Raw genomic sequence first — 15,834 nt, 5'->3', positions numbered from 1 at the left:
GCATTGGTCACGCTCAGCGTGGGCCGCCGGCGGCCGAGGACGGTCAGTACTACCCGTTCTCCGGTACGGCGATCATGCCGTCGGCGCGGTTCCAGGTCCCGGCTGGGGGACCAGCAGGAACTCGACACCACCCTTGTCGTCCACCGCCGCGTCCAGGATCTTGTCGTCGAGGGCGTTCGCGGCGTTCTGCTCGAGGAAGACCCGGGCACCGGCCTCCTCGACGACCTGGTCTCCCGGCTGCGGAGCCTCGGTCGTGGTCACCGCGAGCGCCGGATCCGCCGGGTTCTCCTGCGAGATCCGCACCCCGGCCCCCGCCGGCGCGCCCTCGACCCCGGTGATGCTCTTGATCACCAGCGTCGCGTTCTCAGTCAGGGTCAGCACAGCCCACTCCATCCGTCGGTTGTCATAGCTCCCGCCCCGTGCCCGCAACCCGGAATCACAAACGTCGCGGCGATGGTGTGTGATCGGGGGATGGCGATCGAGTTGAGTACGGCGGGGACCGAGGAGCTGGGCAGCGTCGTGGCGGTGCTGCGGGAGTGGACCCGGGAGGACGTGCCGCTGCAGCTGCACCCGGGGGATCTCGGGTGGTTCTGGCGGTTCGGGATCGAGCGGACCGCGGCGGCGACCCGGATCTGGCGGCGGGACGGCGAGATCGTCGCGATCGGCATGCTCGACGAGCCGGACTGGCTGCGGATGTCGATCGCCCCCGAACTGCAGCGCGACGAGGAGCTGGCGCGGCGGATCGCCGGGGACGCGGCCGAGGTGCTGGTCGAGGGCAAGGTGTTCGTCGAGACGCCGATGGGCGCGATGGTCCAGGACCTGCTGTTCAAGGAGGGCTGGAACCCGGACGCCCCGTGGGTCCCGGTCCGCCGCGACCTGAGCACTCCGGTGCCGGACCCGGGCGCCCGCGTCGATGTGATCGGCGCGGAGGAGGCGCACGAGCGGGTCGGGGTCCAGCGGGCGTCCTTCGCCGGGTCGACCTTCACGAACGAGCGCTGGTTCGCGATGTCCGACGGCCTGCCGTACGAGGACGCGCGGTGTCTCGTGCTGCGCAACGACCTCGGGGAGTCGGTGGCGGCCGCGACCGTGTGGTCGGCCGGTGCCGGGCGCCCGGGCTACATCGAGCCGATGGGCGGCCACAACCTGCACCGCGGCCGCGGGTACGGCACCAAGATGGTGCTCGCCTGCGCCCAGGCGTTGCAGGACCTGGGCGCGTCCAGCGTCTACACGGTCACGCCCGCGACCAACGTCGGCGCAGTCGCGACCTACGAGGCCGCGGGTCTCCAGCCGCTGGCGGAGATCCGCGCCCAGGTCCGCGAAGCCTAGGCAGTGGCCACGTCGTCCGCGGCCCGGAGCACGCGGAGAATGTTGCCGCTGGCAAGCTTGCCGAGGTCCTCGGTGCTCCAGCCGCGGTCGGCCAGCTCGGTGAACAGCACCGGGTACGACGCCACGTCCGGCAGCTCGACCGGGAAGTCCGGGCAGCCGTCGTAGTCGCCGCCGACGCCGATGTGGTCGATCCCGGCGACCTCCCGGACGTGCTCGACGTGCGCGACCACGTCCGCGAGCGTGGCCTGCGGCCGCGGGCGGCCGACCAGCTCCTCGACCTGCGCGCGGTGCTCCGGTCCGTACACGTTCAGGCCCGCCTCCTTCGCCTTCGCCTGGGCGTCCTGCACCCAGTCGGCGTACGCCTGCGAGACGAACATCGGCACGAACGTCACCATGCAGACGCCGTCGTTCGCGGCCAGCGTCTCCAGTACGTCGTCCGGTGCGTTCCGCGGGACGTCGCAGACCGCCCGGGCCGACGAGTGGCTGAAGATCGCCGGCGCGCCGGTCACCCGGAGCGCGTGCCGCATGGTGTCCGCGGACACGTGCGAGAGGTCGACCAGCATCCCGATCCGGTTCATCTCCCGGACCACCTGCTCGCCGAACTCGTTCAGCCCGCCGAGCACCGGTTCGTCGGTCGCGGAGTCCGCCCAGGACACGTTGTCGTTGTGCGTGAGCGTCATGTACCGGACGCCGAGCGACCGCATCACCCGCAGCACGCCGAGGGACTCGCCGATCGAGTGGCCGCCCTCCATCCCCGTCAGCGACGCCACCCGGCCGGCCTTGATCGCGGCCTCGACGTCGTCGGCGGTGTCCGCCAGCTGGAGGTCGTCCGGGAACCGCTCGACCAGTCGCCGGACGAAGTCCAGCTGCTCGAAGGTCCGCCGTACGGCGTGCTCGTCCTGCGGCACCCACAGCGACCAGAACTGCCCGCCGACGTGCCCGGTCCGCAGCCGCGGCAGGTCGGTGTTGAGCTGCGGCACGGACCCGGCAAGGTCGTGCGCGTCGAGGTCGTACCCGCACAACTCGTAGAACGCGATCGGCAGGTCGTTGTGCCCGTCGATCACCGGATGGTCCGCCAGCGCCGCCTGAACCCGTGCCTCACTCGTCGTCATGCCGGCCATCTTGTCAGCAATCCACGCGCCGGAGTTCGTCGGCGCACACCGTTGTCAGGCCCCGACTTGTGATCAGCGACAATGGACGGGTGAACATCGACGAGTTGACCTTCGACGCGGCCGGGCTGATCCCGGCGGTGGTGCAGCAGTACGACACGCGCGAGGTCCTGATGGTGGGCTGGATGAACGCCGAGGCAGTACGCCGTACCGCGGCGACCGGACGCAGTACCTTCTGGTCGCGCAGCAGGCAGCAGTACTGGGTCAAGGGCGAGACCAGCGGCCATCGTCAGCACGTCAAGCAGGTGCTCGTCGACTGCGACGCGGACACCCTGCTGGTGCTCGTCGACCAGGAAGGCCCGGCCTGCCACACCGGCACCCGCAGCTGCTTCGAGCACGGCGAGATCGAGGTGGCGGTGTGACGGTCCCCGAGCTGGAGACGTTCCGCGAGTACGCGAAGGACCGCCGGGTCATCCCGGTCACCCGCCGGCTGCTGGCCGACGCCGAGACGCCGATCGGGGTGTACGGCAAGCTGGCCGCCGAGCGCGAGGGCACGTTCCTGCTGGAGTCCGCGGAGAACGGCGGCGTCTGGTCGCGGTACTCGTTCATCGGCGTCCGCTCGGCCGCGACGCTGACCGAGCGGAACGGCGAGGCCGTGTGGACCGGCAACCCGCCGGTCGGCCTGCCGCAGACCGGCGACCCGCTGCGGGCGCTCCGGGAGACGCTGGAGATCCTGCACACCCCGCGGCTGCCGGGCCTGCCGCCGCTCACCGGCGGCATGGTCGGCTTCCTCGGGTACGACGCCGTTCGCCGGCTGGAGCGGTTGCCGGACACAACGACCGACGACCTCGGGCTGCCCGAGCTGACGTTCCTGTTCGCGACCGACCTGGCCGCGCTCGACCACGAGACCGGTGAGATCTGGCTGATCGCGAACGCGGTCAACTGGGACGACTCCGACGACCGCGTCGACGAGGCCTACGCGGACGCCGTCCGCCGGCTGGACGCGATGGAGCGGGACCTGGCGCGGCCGACCCCGTCGTACGTCGTCCGCGCCGACCGGCAGGCGGAGCCGGACCCGCACCGGCAGCGGTCGAGCGCGGAGTACCGGCAGGCGGTCGAGCACGCCAAGGAGGAGATCCGCGCGGGCGAGGCGTTCCAGATCGTCGTCTCGCAGCGGTTCGAGCTGCAGAGCACCGCGAGCGCTCTCGACATCTACCGGGTGCTCAGAAGGTCCAACCCGAGCCCGTACATGTACCTGGTCCGCCTGGACGGCTTCGACATCGTCGGCTCCAGCCCGGAGGCCCTGGTCAAGGTCACCGAGAACAAGGTGATCCTGCACCCGATCGCCGGCACCCGCCGCCGCGGCGCGACCCCGGAGGAGGACCACGCGCTGGAGGAGGAGCTGCGCGCGGACGCCAAGGAGCGCGCCGAGCACCTGATGCTGGTCGACCTCGGCCGCAACGACGTCGGCCGGGTCTGCGCGCCGGGCACCGTCGAGGTCGTGGACTTCATGGACGTCCGGCGGTACAGCCACGTGATGCACCTCGAGTCCACCGTTACCGGGCAGTTGGCGGCCGGCCGGACGGCGTTCGACGCGCTGACCGCGGCGTTCCCGGCCGGAACGTTGTCCGGGGCACCGAAACCGCGGGCGATGGAGATCATCGACAAGCTCGAGGTCACCCGGCGCGGGGTGTACGGCGGCGTGGTCGGCTACCTGGACTTCGCCGGCGACGCGGACACCGCGATCGCGATCCGGACCGCGGTGCTCCGCGGCGGGACGGCGTACGTACAGGCCGGGGCCGGGATCGTCGCGGACTCCGACCCGGCCGCCGAGGACGCGGAGTGCCGGACCAAGGCGGCCGCCGTACTGAACGCGATCGCGGTCGCGGGAACGTTCAGCGAAGTATGAGACTCCAGCGGATCGTCGACCTGCTCGCCGTCGCGGCGCTCGTGCTGCTCGGGCTGTCGGGCTACCTGACGTGGGTGTCGGCCGATCCGGGGAACGGACGCCTCGCCGTCCACCTCAGCGGCTACACGATCACGAAGGCGCCCGTCACGCTCGCGCTCGCGGGCGTGATCGCCATCGTCGTCACCAAGCTCGCCGGCACAGCCTTACGAAGAGTTCTGGGCGCTCTGGTCGTGCTGCTCGGAGTAGCTGCGATCGTCGTCGCTTTGACGGTCCGCCCTGATGGCCCTGAACTGAGCAGGCTGCGGCCCGAGCTCAGCGACGTACTGGCGAACCAGGTCACGCAGTCCACCGGGCCGGCGCCGTGGTTGGCACTGGTGGGTGGGGTCGCGCTGCTGGCGGCGGGGCTGCTGACCGTGCTGACGGCGGGCCGATGGCGGCGGCCTACGCAGCGGTACGAGCGTGATCCGGCCGCCGCACCGGCCGATCAGTGGAAGGCGATCGACGCCGGGGAGGACCCGACTCTCTGATCGCGGAGGGCTACCGCCACAATAGGACGGGACGACGAGGAGGAGTGGCGCCAACTATGGACAATACGGTGGCGAATCAAGGGGCCGACCGGATCGAGGAGGAGGCTCCGCACGATCTGCACGGCAACAGCCCCGCGGCGTGGACGGCGGTGGCGATCGTGCTGGTCGCGTTCACGGTCGGCGCCATCGCGATGGTGCTCGGGCCGAACTGGGTGCTGTTCTGGATCTCGGTCGGCATCGCGGTGATCGGTGCGCTGGCCGGCAAGGTGCTGCAGCTGCTCGGCTTCGGGGTACCGACCGACGGCCACCTCTGAAGGGCGGACGGACATGACTGTGCTTGACGACATTCTCGCCGGGGTCCGGGAGGACCTCGCGGAGCGCCAGGCGCGGGTCAGCCTGGACGACCTGAAGCTGGAGGCCCAGCGCAAGCCGGACGCGAAGGACCCGATGCCGGTGTTCCGCGGCGACGGCATCGCGGTGATCGCCGAGGTGAAGCGGTCCAGCCCGTCCAAGGGCGACCTGGCCGAGATCACCGACCCGGCCGCGCTGGCCGGGGAGTACGAGCAGGGTGGTGCCGCGGCGATTTCGGTGCTGACCGAAGAGCGCCGGTTCAACGGCAGCCTGGACGACCTGCGCGCGGTCCGCGGCCGGGTGGACGTGCCCGTGCTGCGCAAGGACTTCGTGGTCTCGTCGTACCAGCTCTGGGAGGCCCGGGCGGCGGGCGCCGACATGGTGCTGCTGATCGTGGCCGCGCTCGAGCAGGAGCCGCTGGTCTCGCTGATCGAGCGGGCCCAGTCGATCGGCCTCTGCCCGCTGGTCGAGGTGCACGACGAGGAGGAGACCCGGCGTGCGGTGGACGCCGGCGCCCAGCTCATCGGCGTGAACAACCGGAACCTGAAGACCCTCGAGGTCGACCGGGACACCTTCGCCCGGGTCGCGCCGACGATCCCGACCGAGCTGGTCCGGGTGGCCGAGTCCGGTGTCCGCGGCCCGCATGATGTAATCGAGTTCGCGCGCGCCGGGGCCGATGTCGTCCTCGTCGGTGAGACTCTGGTGACCGGCCGCGATCCCCGCGCCTCGGTCGCCGACCTCGTCGCCGCCGGATCGCACCCCGCCATCCAGCAGCGGCACTAGTACATCCGGGCCGGTCCAAACGGCACCGGGAAAGAAACTCTCCCGTGCCGTCTGGGCCGGGCTTGGAAGGTTTTGTCGGATGAGTACTGTGCTGCCCGACCAGTTCGGGCACTTCGGCCGTTTCGGCGGCAGGTTCATGCCGGAGGCGCTGATCGCGCCGCTCGACGAGCTCACCACGGCCTGGCGCGAGGCCATGGCCGACCCGGAGTTCACCGGTGAGTTCGAGCGGATGCTGCGCGACTACATCGGCGCCCCGAGCCTGCTGTACGACGCGACCCGGCTGTCGGACGTGGCCGGTGCGCGGATCCTGCTGAAGCGCGAGGACCTGAACCACACCGGCGCGCACAAGATCCGGAACGCGATCGGCCAGGCGCTGCTGACCAAGCGGATGGGCAAGCCGCGGGTGATCGCCGAGACCGGCGCCGGCCAGCACGGCGTCGCGACCGCGACCGCCTGCGCGTACCTCGGCCTCGAGTGCGTGGTCTACATGGGCGAGGTCGACACCGAGCGGCAGGCGCTGAACGTGGCCCGGATGCGGCTGCTCGGCGCCGAGGTGATCTCGGTCAAGACCGGCAGCCGGACGCTCAAGGACGCGATCAACGACGCGCTCCGCGACTGGGTCGCCAGCGTCGACAAGACGCACTACATCCTCGGTACGGCGGCCGGTTCGCACCCGTTCCCGGCGATGGTGCGCGACTTCGTCCGCGGCATCGGCGACGAGGCCCGCGAGCAGACGCTCGCGCTGACCGGCACGCTCCCGGACGCCGCGGTCGCGTCGGTCGGCGGCGGGTCGAACGCGATCGGCCTGTTCACCGCGTTCATCCCGGACGAGTCCGTGAAGCTGTACGGCATCGAGCCGGGCGGCGACGGGTTCGAGACCGGCCGGCACGCGGCGACGATCACCGCCGGGCAGGTCGGCGTACTGCACGGTGCGCGGTCCTTCCTGCTGCAGGACGAGGACGGGCAGACGATCGAGTCGCACTCGATCTCCGCGGGCCTGGACTACCCGGGCGTCGGCCCGGAGCACGCGTGGCTGGCCGAGACCGGGCGGGCGTCGTACCGGCCGATCACCGACGCGGAGGCGATGGACGCGTTCCGGCTGCTGTCCCGGACCGAGGGCATCATCCCGGCGATCGAGTCCGCGCACGCGGTCGCGGGCGCGCTCGAGATCGCGAAGGAGCTGGGGCCGGAGGCAACCATCCTGGTCAACCTGTCCGGCCGCGGCGACAAGGACATGGACACGGCCGCGACCTGGTTCGGGCTGGGCGAGAAGGGATCCGGGGAATGAGCGAGGTTGCCCTGGGCAAGGCCGGAGCCGCGATCCGGAAGGCGAACGACGCGGGCCGCGGCGCCTTCATCGGCTACCTGCCGGCCGGGTACCCGACGTACGACGGCGCGCTCGACGGGCTGAAGGCGCTCGTCGACGGCGGCGCCGACGTGGTCGAACTGGGCCTGCCGTACAGCGACCCGGTGATGGACGGCGTCACGATCCAGCGGGCCACCGAGATCGCGCTCGCGGGCGGTCTGCGTACCCGCGACGTGCTCAGCACGGTCGAGAAGCTGGCGGCGTACTCCGACGTACCGGTGCTCGTGATGACGTACTGGAACCCGGTCGAGCGGTACGGCGTGGACCGGTTCGCGGCGGACTTCGCCCGCGTCGGGGGAGCGGGGCTGATCACGCCCGACCTGATCCCGGACGAGGGCGCGGAGTGGATCGCGGCGGCCGACAAGCACGACCTGGACAAGGTGTTCCTGGTGTCGCCGTCGTCGACCGACGAGCGGATCGCGATGACCACCGCGGCCTGCCGCGGATTCGTGTACGCGACCGCCGTGATGGGTGTCACCGGTGCGCGGGACAAGCCGTCGGAGCTGGCGGCGCCGCTGGTGGCCCGGACGCACGCGGCGACCGGGCTGCCGGTCGGTGTCGGTCTCGGCATCTCCAACGGTGACCAGGCGGCCGGCGTGACCGCGTTCGCGGACGCGGCGATCGTCGGTGCGGCTTTGGTCCGGGCGCTCGGCGACGGCGGCGCGGCCGCCGTCCGGACGCTCGCCGAGGACCTGTCCGCCGGGGTCCGCCGGGAACCTCGCAAACCGGCCGATCGTTAGTAGAGCCGTGAGTCGAACCAGGAACGCCGCGCTGCTGTTGGCGGCGGTGGCTCTGCTCGCCCTCGCGGGCTGCAGTGGCAATCAGCAGAAGGCGGACAACCCCGGCGGAGCGATCATCCGCAGCAGCCAGGACCCGAACGGGATGCGCGGTGCCACGCTGGACCGTCCGTACTCGATGCCCGCGGCCACCTTGACCGACACGAACGGCGACCCGTTCAACCTGGTCACGTCGACGAAGAAGCCGGTCACGCTGGTGTTCTTCGGGTACACGAACTGCCCGGACGTGTGCCCGACCGTGATGGCCGACGTCGCGTCCGCGCTGACCAAGCTCGACAAGCCGGTGCAGGACCAGATCCAGATGCTGTTCATCACCACCGACCCGGCCCGCGACACCGGCCCGGTGATGCGGAAGTACCTGGACCGCTTCGACCCGTCGTTCGTCGGGCTGACCGGTTCGCTGACGTCGATCAAGGACATCGCGAAGGCGGTCGGCGTACCGGTCGAGGGCATGCAGAAGCTGCCGTCCGGCGGGTACGAGGTCGGTCACGGAGCGCAGGTGATCGGCTTCGGGAAGAACGACAAGGCGAACGTGATCTGGCTGTCGAACGCCGCGATCGGCGACCTGGCGCACGACTTCGGGAAGCTGGTCGAGGACAACCAGTGAAGCGGCGGGGCTGGTTCGGGTGGGTCTCGCTGGGGGCGCGGTTGCTGCTCGGTGGCGTGATGGTGGTCGCGGGCGCGATGAAGGTCTCCGACCCGGAGACGGCGGCGCAGGCGGTCCGCGCGTACGAACTGCTGCCGTCGTCGCTGGTGCAGCCGGTCGGCTGGGGCCTGCCGTTCCTCGAGATCGCGATCGGGCTGCTGCTGATCGTCGGCTTCGGCGTCCGCGCCTCCGCCGTGGCCGCGGGTGTCTTCTTGCTCGTGTTCATTGTCGCGGTGGCGTCGGCCTGGGCGCGCGGGTTGTCGATCGACTGCGGCTGTTTCGGCGGCGGCGGGCAGGTCGCGCCCGGAGAAACGAAGTACCTGCAGGAGATCCTGCGGGACGTCGGCCTCCTGGTGCTGGCCGGCTGGCTGTGGCTGTACCCCGCCAGCAAGTTCGCTGTCGTGTCCGAAACCCCACAAGGAGTCACCGCGTCGTGAGCAATCCCGTGAATCCGCTGGCGCCGCAGCCGAAGCGCCGGATCTCACCTGGCATCGTCGTGGCGGTCGTCCTGGTGCTGGCGCTCGCCGCCGGGGTCGGCGTGCAGTACTACCGCGGTCACTCCAAGGTCGAGGTGGCGACGACCGACCGGGTCGAGCCGGCCGTCATCACCGGCCCGGGTACGTCCGGGAAGGGCGTCATGGTCGGCAAGGCCGGCGCGAAGGTGAACATCGACCTGTACCTGGACTTCCGCTGCCCGCACTGCGCCGACTTCGAGAAGGAGAGCGGCGCGACGATCGACAAGCTGGTCGCGGACGGTACGGCGACGCTCACGTACTGGCCGCTGCAGTTCGTGAACCCGGACGCCTCGCCGCGGCTGGCGAACGCGTTCGCCGCGGCCGCCGCGAACGGCAAGGCGCTGAGCTTCGCCGACGAGCTGTACGGCGACTTCTCGAAGTCGTGGACCACGGACCAGTTGCTCGAGCTCGGCAAGCAGCTCGCCATCGACGACGCGAAGTACCAGCAGGCGCTGAAGGACACCGCGTACGCGAGCTGGCTGGAGTCCGTGGGGAAGGCCGCCGACGACCGCGGCGTGACCGGGACGCCGACCGTGTACCTGAACGGCAAGCAGCTCCCGACCGACCAGTTGACCGCCGACGGCCTCCAGAAGGCCGTGGCTGAGGCTGCATCGTGACCGTGCGTTTGTGGCCGTGCCCGGACGGGTCGAGTAGCGTTCCCACTTGCCATGTCTAGTCTGAGTCTTGCCGTGACGGTTCCGGCGTTCATCCCCAGCCCGAGCCAGGGTGTCTGGCACGTTCTCGGCCTGCCGATCCGCGCGTACGCGCTGTGCATCCTGGCCGGCATCTTCGCCGGGTACTGGCTCGGCCGCCGCCGCTGGGTCGCCCGCGGCGGCTCCGCGCCGGTGCTCGCCGACATCATGTTCTGGGCGATCCCGTTCGGCCTGGTCGGTGCGCGGATCTACCACGTGATCACCGACGCCGAGCTGTACTTCGGTCCCGGCAAGCACCCGATCGACGCGCTGAAGATCTGGCACGGCGGGCTGGGCATCTGGGGCGCGGTCGGGTTCGGCGCGCTCGGCGCCTGGATCGCCTGCCGGCGCGCGAAGGTGCCGTTCCTGGCGGTCGCGGACGCGATGGCGCCCGGGATCGCGCTGGCGCAGATCTTCGGCCGCTTCGGCAACTACTTCAACCAGGAACTCTTCGGCCGCCCGACCACGAAGCCGTGGGGCCTGGAGATCTCGCCCGATCACCGCCCGCCGGGCTTCGCCGACTTCGCGACGTTCCACCCGACGTTCCTGTACGAGGCGATCTGGAACCTGGGTGTGGTCGCGCTGGTCCTCCTCGTCGACCGCCGCTTCAAGCTGGGCCACGGCCGCGCGTTCTTCCTGTACGCCGCCGCCTACACCGCGGGCCGCGCCTGGATCGAAAACCTGCGCATCGACACCGTCAACCACATCTTCGGCCTCCGCCTGAACGTGTGGACCGCCCTGATCATGTTCGTCCTCGCCGTCATCGCCTTCATCCTCAGCGCCCGCCTCCGCCCCGGCCAGGAAGACCTCACCACCGGCCCCGCCGCCGGCACCCCCACCCCCGAAACCACGGCAGAGACCACGGACGAGGACGGCGACCAAACGACCACGCCCACCCAGGACGAAGCCTCTCCATCAGAACCGGCTGCCGAGGAGACCCCCGGCCCGACCCATCACACCGGCGGGCGACTGAAGTAGCCGAGCCGGCCCTAGCCCCTGGCGACACTCATCGAGCGTCATGTGCTGCGCACCCGCAGTTACCATCGAAAGATGGCCAGCAGCGTGTTCTGCACCAGGTACGGGGTCGAGTTGAACTTGACCCTGCCTGACCTTGGCCAGCCCGGCTTCCCAGACCTGCGTAGCGAGATCTACGGGGACAACGCTGATCAGGACCGCGAGTTCTTGCAGTGCGTTCAGAGTGCGCGCGGCGTGCCGTGCAAGTCCGAGGCCAAGGGCAAGTCGCCTTACATGTACATCCAGCGGCGCTCGGGCAGCCTCGTCGCGGTGCATCGCAACCCCGGCAGGCATGAGGTCACGCCTGCGGAGAGCGACGAGCACAAGGCGCTCAAGGAACGGATCAGCAAGGCCGCCGAGGCAGCCGGGTTCGCGGCCGATGTGGAGTCCAGATCGCGGGACGGGAAGCGGCGGACCGATGTGATCGTCAACGGTGTCGACGGCATCCGGATCGGCTGGGAGCCACAGATGTCGAAGCTCGGCCGCCAGGCGGTAGAGCGTCGTACAAAGCTCGCGAAGCGCGACGGCCTGACCTCGATGTGGTTGACGAAATCGGACAAGGCCGACCTGATCAACCGGGCACCGTGGTCGCGGATCAAGCAGACACCGTGGCGGGAGATCGCAGCCGGGGATCCGCTCGAGATCGTCGGCGGTGTCAACCGGCTGGAGATCTGGCGGTGCGACAGCCGTTCGGTCGTGCCGTGCCCGGTTGCCAAGCGTGGTCGCTGCGGGAAGCACCATGGCGAGTGGCGTGCTGCGAAGAACCTCTACCTCAACAAACTGGTGGAGTTGACTGCCGCTGGCGAGTACCGCTCCTTGCACCTCACGCGTGTGGCCGGGTCCAGGGGCGAGAGGTATCTCTGGGCTCCTCGGCGAGAGGCCGACAGATTCGACGAGATCACCGCGGACCAAACCGGGGACACCGAACGAGCCATACCGGAGCGAGCCGAGGCCGAGGTGCGCGAGCGGCCGCTCGACAGGATCTGCCGGTACGGCGAGGAGACTGGCTTCCGCTCCGCGCCGACGCAGATCCGCGACGCCGGCGAGGCGGTGGCGATCCCGCATGTCAGAGCGGATCTCGATCTCCGCATCGCTCGCGAGCAGGTGGTGCTCGACTGGAGCGACCAAACCCACTGGAGCAATGAGCCCCGGCATTGCAGGGCCTGCGGCGGATTGACGAACCTGCTGGACGACGACCGTCGTCCCATGCACAAGGTCTGCGCCGAGGAGCGCCTGCGGCCCGCGTGAGTAGCGCCGGCGCTACCTCCGGCGTCGCTTGGTGGAGATGGTCTGTGGAGATCCGTTCGCCTAGTTTGTGCGCATGAAGAGGCTTGTCGTGCTTGCTGCGGCGCTCATCGTCGCGTTTGTCGTCGGTCCGCGTCTGTTGGCGAGCAACGCGGCGAGCCACGACCTGCGGAGCGAGCAGCGCCTTGCCGATACCTTTCGCAGTGAGTTCGTCACCTACTGGGGCTCGGGTGACCGCAGCTTCGATCCCGGGATGCAGCGGGTGGTGGACTACTGGTTTCGGTACCACCTCGCCAAGGGGCTGTTCGCCGCAGCGCTGCTGGTTGTTCTGATCATGCTCGGAGCAGCGATCTGGCGGGCGTTTTCGCGGACGCACGGTTGGAGGGCCGCAGGATTGGCGGCCGGTGGTGTGCTGGCGACGGCGTTGGCGGTCGTGTCGCTCGCCGCCGTGATGGCCAACATTCATGGCATGGCGGCGCCGTTCGGTTCGCTCCTGCCGATGCTCTTCGGAGCGCCGGCCGGTCCGCTGGACAGCACCCTCCAGCAGGTCAGGCAGCAATTGGCGGCGGGGCAGCAGTCGCCACCGCTCGACATGATCACCAGTGACTACGTGCTGTTCCACGCCGTGATGGCTGTCGAGGGCGCGATCGTCGTCGCGGGGCTCGTCGTACTGGCCGTTGTGTTGTGGCGGCGATTCTCCCGGGCGGAACGGCGTACGAGGGGAGTGCTGGCCGGGTACGGCCTCTTCGTGCCGGTGCTGGCGTTGACACTCGCCGTGGTCGTGGTGGCGAACACGACCACGGCGGCACATCCGCTGCCCGGCCTGGAAGGCTTCTTCGCTGGCGGCTGGTGATCAGTCGGCGATCGGTTGGCTCTGGGTGAAGAGGCTGCTGTAGGCGTTCAGGGCGGGTTGGCCGCCGAGGTGGGCGTAGAGGACCGTTGAGGTGGGTGGGATGTCGCCGGTGCGGATCAGGTCGATCAGGCCCGCCATCGACTTTCCCTCGTAGACCGGGTCGATGATCATGCCCTCCAGCTGCCCGGTCAGCCGGATCGCGTCGAGCGTCGACTGCACCGGTACGCCGTACTCGTCGCCGGCCCAGCCGTCCAGGACCGTGATCTCGTCGGCGCGCAGGTCGCGGCCGAGGCCGATCAGGTCGGCGGTGTTGCGGGCGATCCGTTCGACCTGGTCGCGGGTCTCCTGGAGCTTGGCGCTCGCGTCGATGCCGATCACCCGGCGCGGGCGGTCCTGGCCGGCGAACCCGGCGATCATGCCGGCGTGCGTGGAGCCGGTGACCGAGCAGACCACGATCGTGTCGAAGAAGACGCCGAGCTCCTGCTCCTGCTGCTGGACTTCGTACGCCCACTGAGCGAACCCGAGCCCGCCGAGCCGGTGGTCGGAGGCGCCGGCTGGGATCGCGTACGGCGTACCGCCGCGCGCCTCGACGTCCGCGAGCGCCTGCTTCCAGCTGTCCTTGAACCCGATCCCGAACCCGGCCGGGTCGAGCCGTACCTCGGCGCCCATGATCCGGCTGAGCAGGATGTTGCCGACTCGGTCGTTCAGCGCGTCCGGCCAGTCGACCCAGTTCTCCTGCACGAGCACGGCCTTCAGCCCCACCTTGGCCGCGACCGCGGCGACCTGACGGGTGTGGTTCGACTGGTACCCGCCGATCGACACGAGCGTGTCGGCACCCTGCGCGAGCGCGTCCGGGACGAGGTACTCCAGCTTCCGCGTCTTGTTCCCGCCGTACGCGAGCCCCGAGTTGCAGTCCTCCCGCTTCGCCCACACCTTCGCACCCCCGAGGTACGCCGACAGCCGCTCCAGCGGATGCACCGGACTGGGCCCGAACAGCAGGGGGTACCGCGGAAAATCGCTGAGAGCCATTGGTGTTCCTCCACTAGGGTCGGCGGGGTGTTCCCAGGTGCGATCGAAGTCCTCCCGGCCACGTACCTCGACCAGCTAGGCACCATCTTCGCCCGCTTCGCTCCGAAGGACTCCGGCAACATCTCGTACGGCGTCCAGACCGCCACCGACCGGTACTTCGTGAAGACCGCCGGTGACGCGACCGACGCGTACGTGAACTTCCCCGATCGTGTCGCTCTGCTCCGCAACGCGATCGAACTGGCGGAGTCTGTCCCACACCCGGTGTTACCTGCTCCCCACCGCGGAGATCCTCGCCGCCGTCAACGCCCTGTACGACCTGCACGCCGCACTGGACGCCGCCGGCTGGGTCGAGTGCGACTTCTACAACTCGTCGATGCTGTACGACTTCCCGACCCGTCGCCTGACGGTCTTCGACCTGGACCTGTATCACCGCGGTCCGACCCGCAACACCATGGGCCGGATGTTCGGCTCCAGCAGCTACATGGCGCCGGAGCAGCACGTCCTCGGCGCGCCGATCGACACCCGCACCACCGCGTACGTGATGGCTCGAGCCGGTCAGCTCCTGTTACCTGACCCGCCGCAACCCGTGGCCGACGTGCTGATCGAAGCCACCACGACCCGGTTCCCCAGCTACCAAGCGTTCTACGAAGCGTGGCTCACGGCCTCGTCCACGATCGACGCCAGCTTGTCCAACCGCTCCACGTGATCCCCGGCGCCCGCTCGCCCCACCGCCCAGGCCGCCCGGGAGACCCCGGTGTACGCCGCCACCAGCGCTGCACCGCAGCGCGCCTCATCCGCAAGTGCGTCCAGCGGGAGGTCAGTCGCGAGCAGCAGGTAGCCGAGGTCGAAGCCGGCCGGGCCCAGACCGAACTGTTCCCAGTCGATGGCGAGTACGTCGTCGCCGTCGCGGCCGCGGAGGTTCGCCGGGTGGGCGTCACCGTGCGTGGGCACCCGGGGGAGGGCGTCCAGCACCTCCAGCGCGGTCTCGCGGCGTGCCCACAAGGCCTCGATCGCCGGTGTCGACAACTCGCCCAGGGCGGCCCACCCGCCGCGGCGCTCAACGGTCCGCAGACGGTCCCGGAGTACGTCCCGAGCACCCCACTCGGGCTCGGCCACGGAACACGCCGAGAACCGCCCCAGAGCCTCAGCCAGTGCCTCCGGAGCCCAGTCGTACGGCGCGACCCGAACCATCCGCAGCGTGATCCCGTCCGCATCCCGCTCCACGCCCGTACAGACCGGCGCCCGGACCCCCGCCGTACGCTCGACAACACCCGACTCGGCGACCAGCGCCTGCCGTTCCCAGTAGGCATGATGGCGCGGGTCGGTCACCCCCCTGACCAGGCGTTTCACCACCTCGCCACCGGGCGTCCGCCACACGCCACCGGTCGCCTGGCCGGTGCCGGACGTGAGTGGGTGCCAGTCGGGAGAGGGCTGCCAAGGCATGGTCCCGGCCTATCAGTCCCGGCAAGTGAATTTCCGGTGCCGTGGGTGGTTGCGGGGGCGGTCGCCTGGGAAGATAGGAGGCTACTAGTGAGCGCTTGCTTACTGAGGGTCATCAAGGCGTTGCGCGGTGGACAGGAAGTCCATTTGGCGGGCGTCATGAGGTAGTCTCGGGACACCCGGCTTGGGCCAGTGTTGTCCCGCGGCCAGTTGTTTTTGACCGTAGGACGAC

The 15,834-nt window shown here is 70.0% G+C and carries 19 protein-coding genes; 15 read left to right on the top strand and 4 right to left on the bottom strand.

Going from position 1 to position 15,834, the window contains the following annotated elements; all coding sequences use genetic code 11:
- Positions 1-72: 72 nt before the first annotated feature.
- A complete protein-coding gene (locus ACQHIV_RS13650; protein ID WP_427894256.1) occupies positions 73-381 on the bottom strand; it encodes a Fe-S cluster assembly protein HesB in 309 nt (102 codons plus the stop codon).
- A gap of 90 nt (positions 382-471) precedes the next feature.
- On the opposite strand from ACQHIV_RS13650, the gene ACQHIV_RS13645 reads away from it, so the two are divergent.
- Positions 472-1,326, top strand: coding sequence for a GNAT family N-acetyltransferase (locus ACQHIV_RS13645; protein WP_427894254.1), 855 nt, complete (start codon positions 472-474; stop codon positions 1,324-1,326).
- Here the strand turns inward: ACQHIV_RS13645 and ACQHIV_RS13640 are convergent.
- Positions 1,323-2,438 carry a dipeptidase gene (locus ACQHIV_RS13640; protein ID WP_427894252.1) on the bottom strand — a complete coding sequence of 372 codons (1,116 nt, stop codon included), beginning with the start codon at positions 2,436-2,438 and terminating at the stop codon, positions 1,323-1,325. The two genes, ACQHIV_RS13645 and ACQHIV_RS13640, sit on opposite strands and share 4 nt — an antisense overlap.
- Before the next feature lie 89 nt (positions 2,439-2,527).
- Here ACQHIV_RS13640 and hisI point away from each other — a divergent pair, with 89 nt between their 5' ends.
- The 13 genes from hisI to ACQHIV_RS13575 all read left to right on the top strand — a co-directional run bounded on the left by hisI (position 2,528) and on the right by ACQHIV_RS13575 (position 13,133).
- On the top strand, positions 2,528-2,857 hold the full coding sequence (gene hisI / locus ACQHIV_RS13635) for a phosphoribosyl-AMP cyclohydrolase (protein WP_427894251.1): 330 nt from the start codon (positions 2,528-2,530) through the stop codon (positions 2,855-2,857).
- Positions 2,854-4,344 (top strand): anthranilate synthase component I, encoded by a 1,491-nt coding sequence (locus ACQHIV_RS13630; protein WP_427894249.1) that lies wholly within the window; start codon positions 2,854-2,856, stop codon positions 4,342-4,344. The genes hisI and ACQHIV_RS13630 overlap by 4 nt, the downstream gene beginning before the upstream one ends.
- Positions 4,341-4,871: a Trp biosynthesis-associated membrane protein gene (locus ACQHIV_RS13625; RefSeq protein WP_427894247.1), complete on the top strand. Its 531-nt coding sequence runs from the start codon at positions 4,341-4,343 to the stop codon at positions 4,869-4,871. Before ACQHIV_RS13630 ends, ACQHIV_RS13625 begins: the two co-directional genes overlap by 4 nt.
- Before the next feature lie 68 nt (positions 4,872-4,939).
- Positions 4,940-5,185 carry an HGxxPAAW family protein gene (locus tag ACQHIV_RS13620; RefSeq protein WP_427894245.1) on the top strand — a complete coding sequence of 82 codons (246 nt, stop codon included), beginning with the start codon at positions 4,940-4,942 and terminating at the stop codon, positions 5,183-5,185.
- A 13-nt stretch (positions 5,186-5,198) separates the two neighbouring features.
- Entirely contained in the window at positions 5,199-6,005 is an 807-nt protein-coding gene (trpC, locus tag ACQHIV_RS13615) for an indole-3-glycerol phosphate synthase TrpC (RefSeq protein WP_427894243.1), read from the top strand.
- Between the two features lie 79 nt (positions 6,006-6,084).
- Entirely contained in the window at positions 6,085-7,293 is a 1,209-nt protein-coding gene (trpB, locus tag ACQHIV_RS13610) for a tryptophan synthase subunit beta (protein ID WP_427894241.1), read from the top strand.
- The gene (gene trpA, locus ACQHIV_RS13605; RefSeq protein ID WP_427894239.1) at positions 7,290-8,111 is read left to right on the top strand and encodes a tryptophan synthase subunit alpha; all 822 of its coding nucleotides are present in this window, start codon (positions 7,290-7,292) and stop codon (positions 8,109-8,111) included. Before trpB ends, trpA begins: the two co-directional genes overlap by 4 nt.
- A 7-nt stretch (positions 8,112-8,118) precedes the next feature.
- The gene (locus ACQHIV_RS13600) at positions 8,119-8,775 is read left to right on the top strand and encodes an SCO family protein (protein WP_427894237.1); all 657 of its coding nucleotides are present in this window, start codon (positions 8,119-8,121) and stop codon (positions 8,773-8,775) included.
- The gene (locus ACQHIV_RS13595; protein ID WP_427894235.1) at positions 8,772-9,251 is read left to right on the top strand and encodes a MauE/DoxX family redox-associated membrane protein; all 480 of its coding nucleotides are present in this window, start codon (positions 8,772-8,774) and stop codon (positions 9,249-9,251) included. The genes ACQHIV_RS13600 and ACQHIV_RS13595 overlap by 4 nt, the downstream gene beginning before the upstream one ends.
- On the top strand, positions 9,248-9,946 hold the full coding sequence (locus tag ACQHIV_RS13590) for a DsbA family protein (protein ID WP_427894234.1): 699 nt from the start codon (positions 9,248-9,250) through the stop codon (positions 9,944-9,946). Before ACQHIV_RS13595 ends, ACQHIV_RS13590 begins: the two co-directional genes overlap by 4 nt.
- Before the next feature lie 51 nt (positions 9,947-9,997).
- Entirely contained in the window at positions 9,998-10,999 is a 1,002-nt protein-coding gene (gene lgt / locus ACQHIV_RS13585; protein ID WP_427894232.1) for a prolipoprotein diacylglyceryl transferase, read from the top strand.
- Between the two features lie 72 nt (positions 11,000-11,071).
- Complete coding sequence (locus ACQHIV_RS13580; RefSeq protein ID WP_427894230.1) at positions 11,072-12,283, top strand: hypothetical protein; 1,212 nt, start codon at positions 11,072-11,074, stop codon at positions 12,281-12,283.
- Positions 12,284-12,371: 88 nt separating this feature from the next.
- A complete protein-coding gene (locus tag ACQHIV_RS13575; RefSeq protein ID WP_427894229.1) occupies positions 12,372-13,133 on the top strand; it encodes a hypothetical protein in 762 nt (253 codons plus the stop codon).
- On the opposite strand, the gene ACQHIV_RS13570 is transcribed toward ACQHIV_RS13575, so the two are convergent.
- Positions 13,134-14,162, bottom strand: a complete 1,029-nt coding sequence (locus ACQHIV_RS13570) for a 1-aminocyclopropane-1-carboxylate deaminase (protein WP_427894228.1) — start codon at positions 14,160-14,162, stop codon at positions 13,134-13,136.
- Positions 14,163-14,370: 208 nt separating this feature from the next.
- On the opposite strand from ACQHIV_RS13570, the gene ACQHIV_RS13565 reads away from it, so the two are divergent.
- Positions 14,371-14,868: a hypothetical protein gene (locus ACQHIV_RS13565; protein WP_427894226.1), complete on the top strand. Its 498-nt coding sequence runs from the start codon at positions 14,371-14,373 to the stop codon at positions 14,866-14,868.
- Here ACQHIV_RS13565 and ACQHIV_RS13560 read toward each other — a convergent pair.
- Positions 14,805-15,605, bottom strand: a complete 801-nt coding sequence (locus ACQHIV_RS13560; protein ID WP_427894225.1) for a phosphotransferase family protein — start codon at positions 15,603-15,605, stop codon at positions 14,805-14,807. The genes ACQHIV_RS13565 and ACQHIV_RS13560 overlap by 64 nt on opposite strands.
- Between the last annotated feature and the right edge of the window lie 229 nt (positions 15,606-15,834).

Source organism: Kribbella polygonati (assembly GCF_050320105.1).
Taxonomy (GTDB): domain Bacteria; phylum Actinomycetota; class Actinomycetes; order Propionibacteriales; family Kribbellaceae; genus Kribbella.
Note: the sequence above shows the minus strand (reverse complement) of the source record. Positions and strands in the feature narration are given on the sequence as shown.

Excerpts from the sequence above, each read along its gene's own strand:
- ACQHIV_RS13645 (WP_427894254.1), top strand. The coding sequence starts at position 472 with ATGGCGATCGAGTTGAGTACGGCGGGGACCGAGGAGCTGGGCAGCGTC.
- ACQHIV_RS13640 (WP_427894252.1), bottom strand. The coding sequence starts at position 2,438 with ATGACGACGAGTGAGGCACGGGTTCAGGCGGCGCTGGCGGACCATCCG.
- ACQHIV_RS13625 (WP_427894247.1), top strand. The coding sequence starts at position 4,341 with ATGAGACTCCAGCGGATCGTCGACCTGCTCGCCGTCGCGGCGCTCGTG.
- trpC (WP_427894243.1), top strand. The coding sequence starts at position 5,199 with ATGACTGTGCTTGACGACATTCTCGCCGGGGTCCGGGAGGACCTCGCG.
- trpB (WP_427894241.1), top strand. The coding sequence starts at position 6,085 with ATGAGTACTGTGCTGCCCGACCAGTTCGGGCACTTCGGCCGTTTCGGC.
- trpA (WP_427894239.1), top strand. The coding sequence starts at position 7,290 with ATGAGCGAGGTTGCCCTGGGCAAGGCCGGAGCCGCGATCCGGAAGGCG.
- lgt (WP_427894232.1), top strand. The coding sequence starts at position 9,998 with ATGTCTAGTCTGAGTCTTGCCGTGACGGTTCCGGCGTTCATCCCCAGC.
- ACQHIV_RS13580 (WP_427894230.1), top strand. The coding sequence starts at position 11,072 with ATGGCCAGCAGCGTGTTCTGCACCAGGTACGGGGTCGAGTTGAACTTG.
- ACQHIV_RS13570 (WP_427894228.1), bottom strand. The coding sequence starts at position 14,162 with ATGGCTCTCAGCGATTTTCCGCGGTACCCCCTGCTGTTCGGGCCCAGT.
- ACQHIV_RS13560 (WP_427894225.1), bottom strand. The coding sequence starts at position 15,605 with ATGCCTTGGCAGCCCTCTCCCGACTGGCACCCACTCACGTCCGGCACC.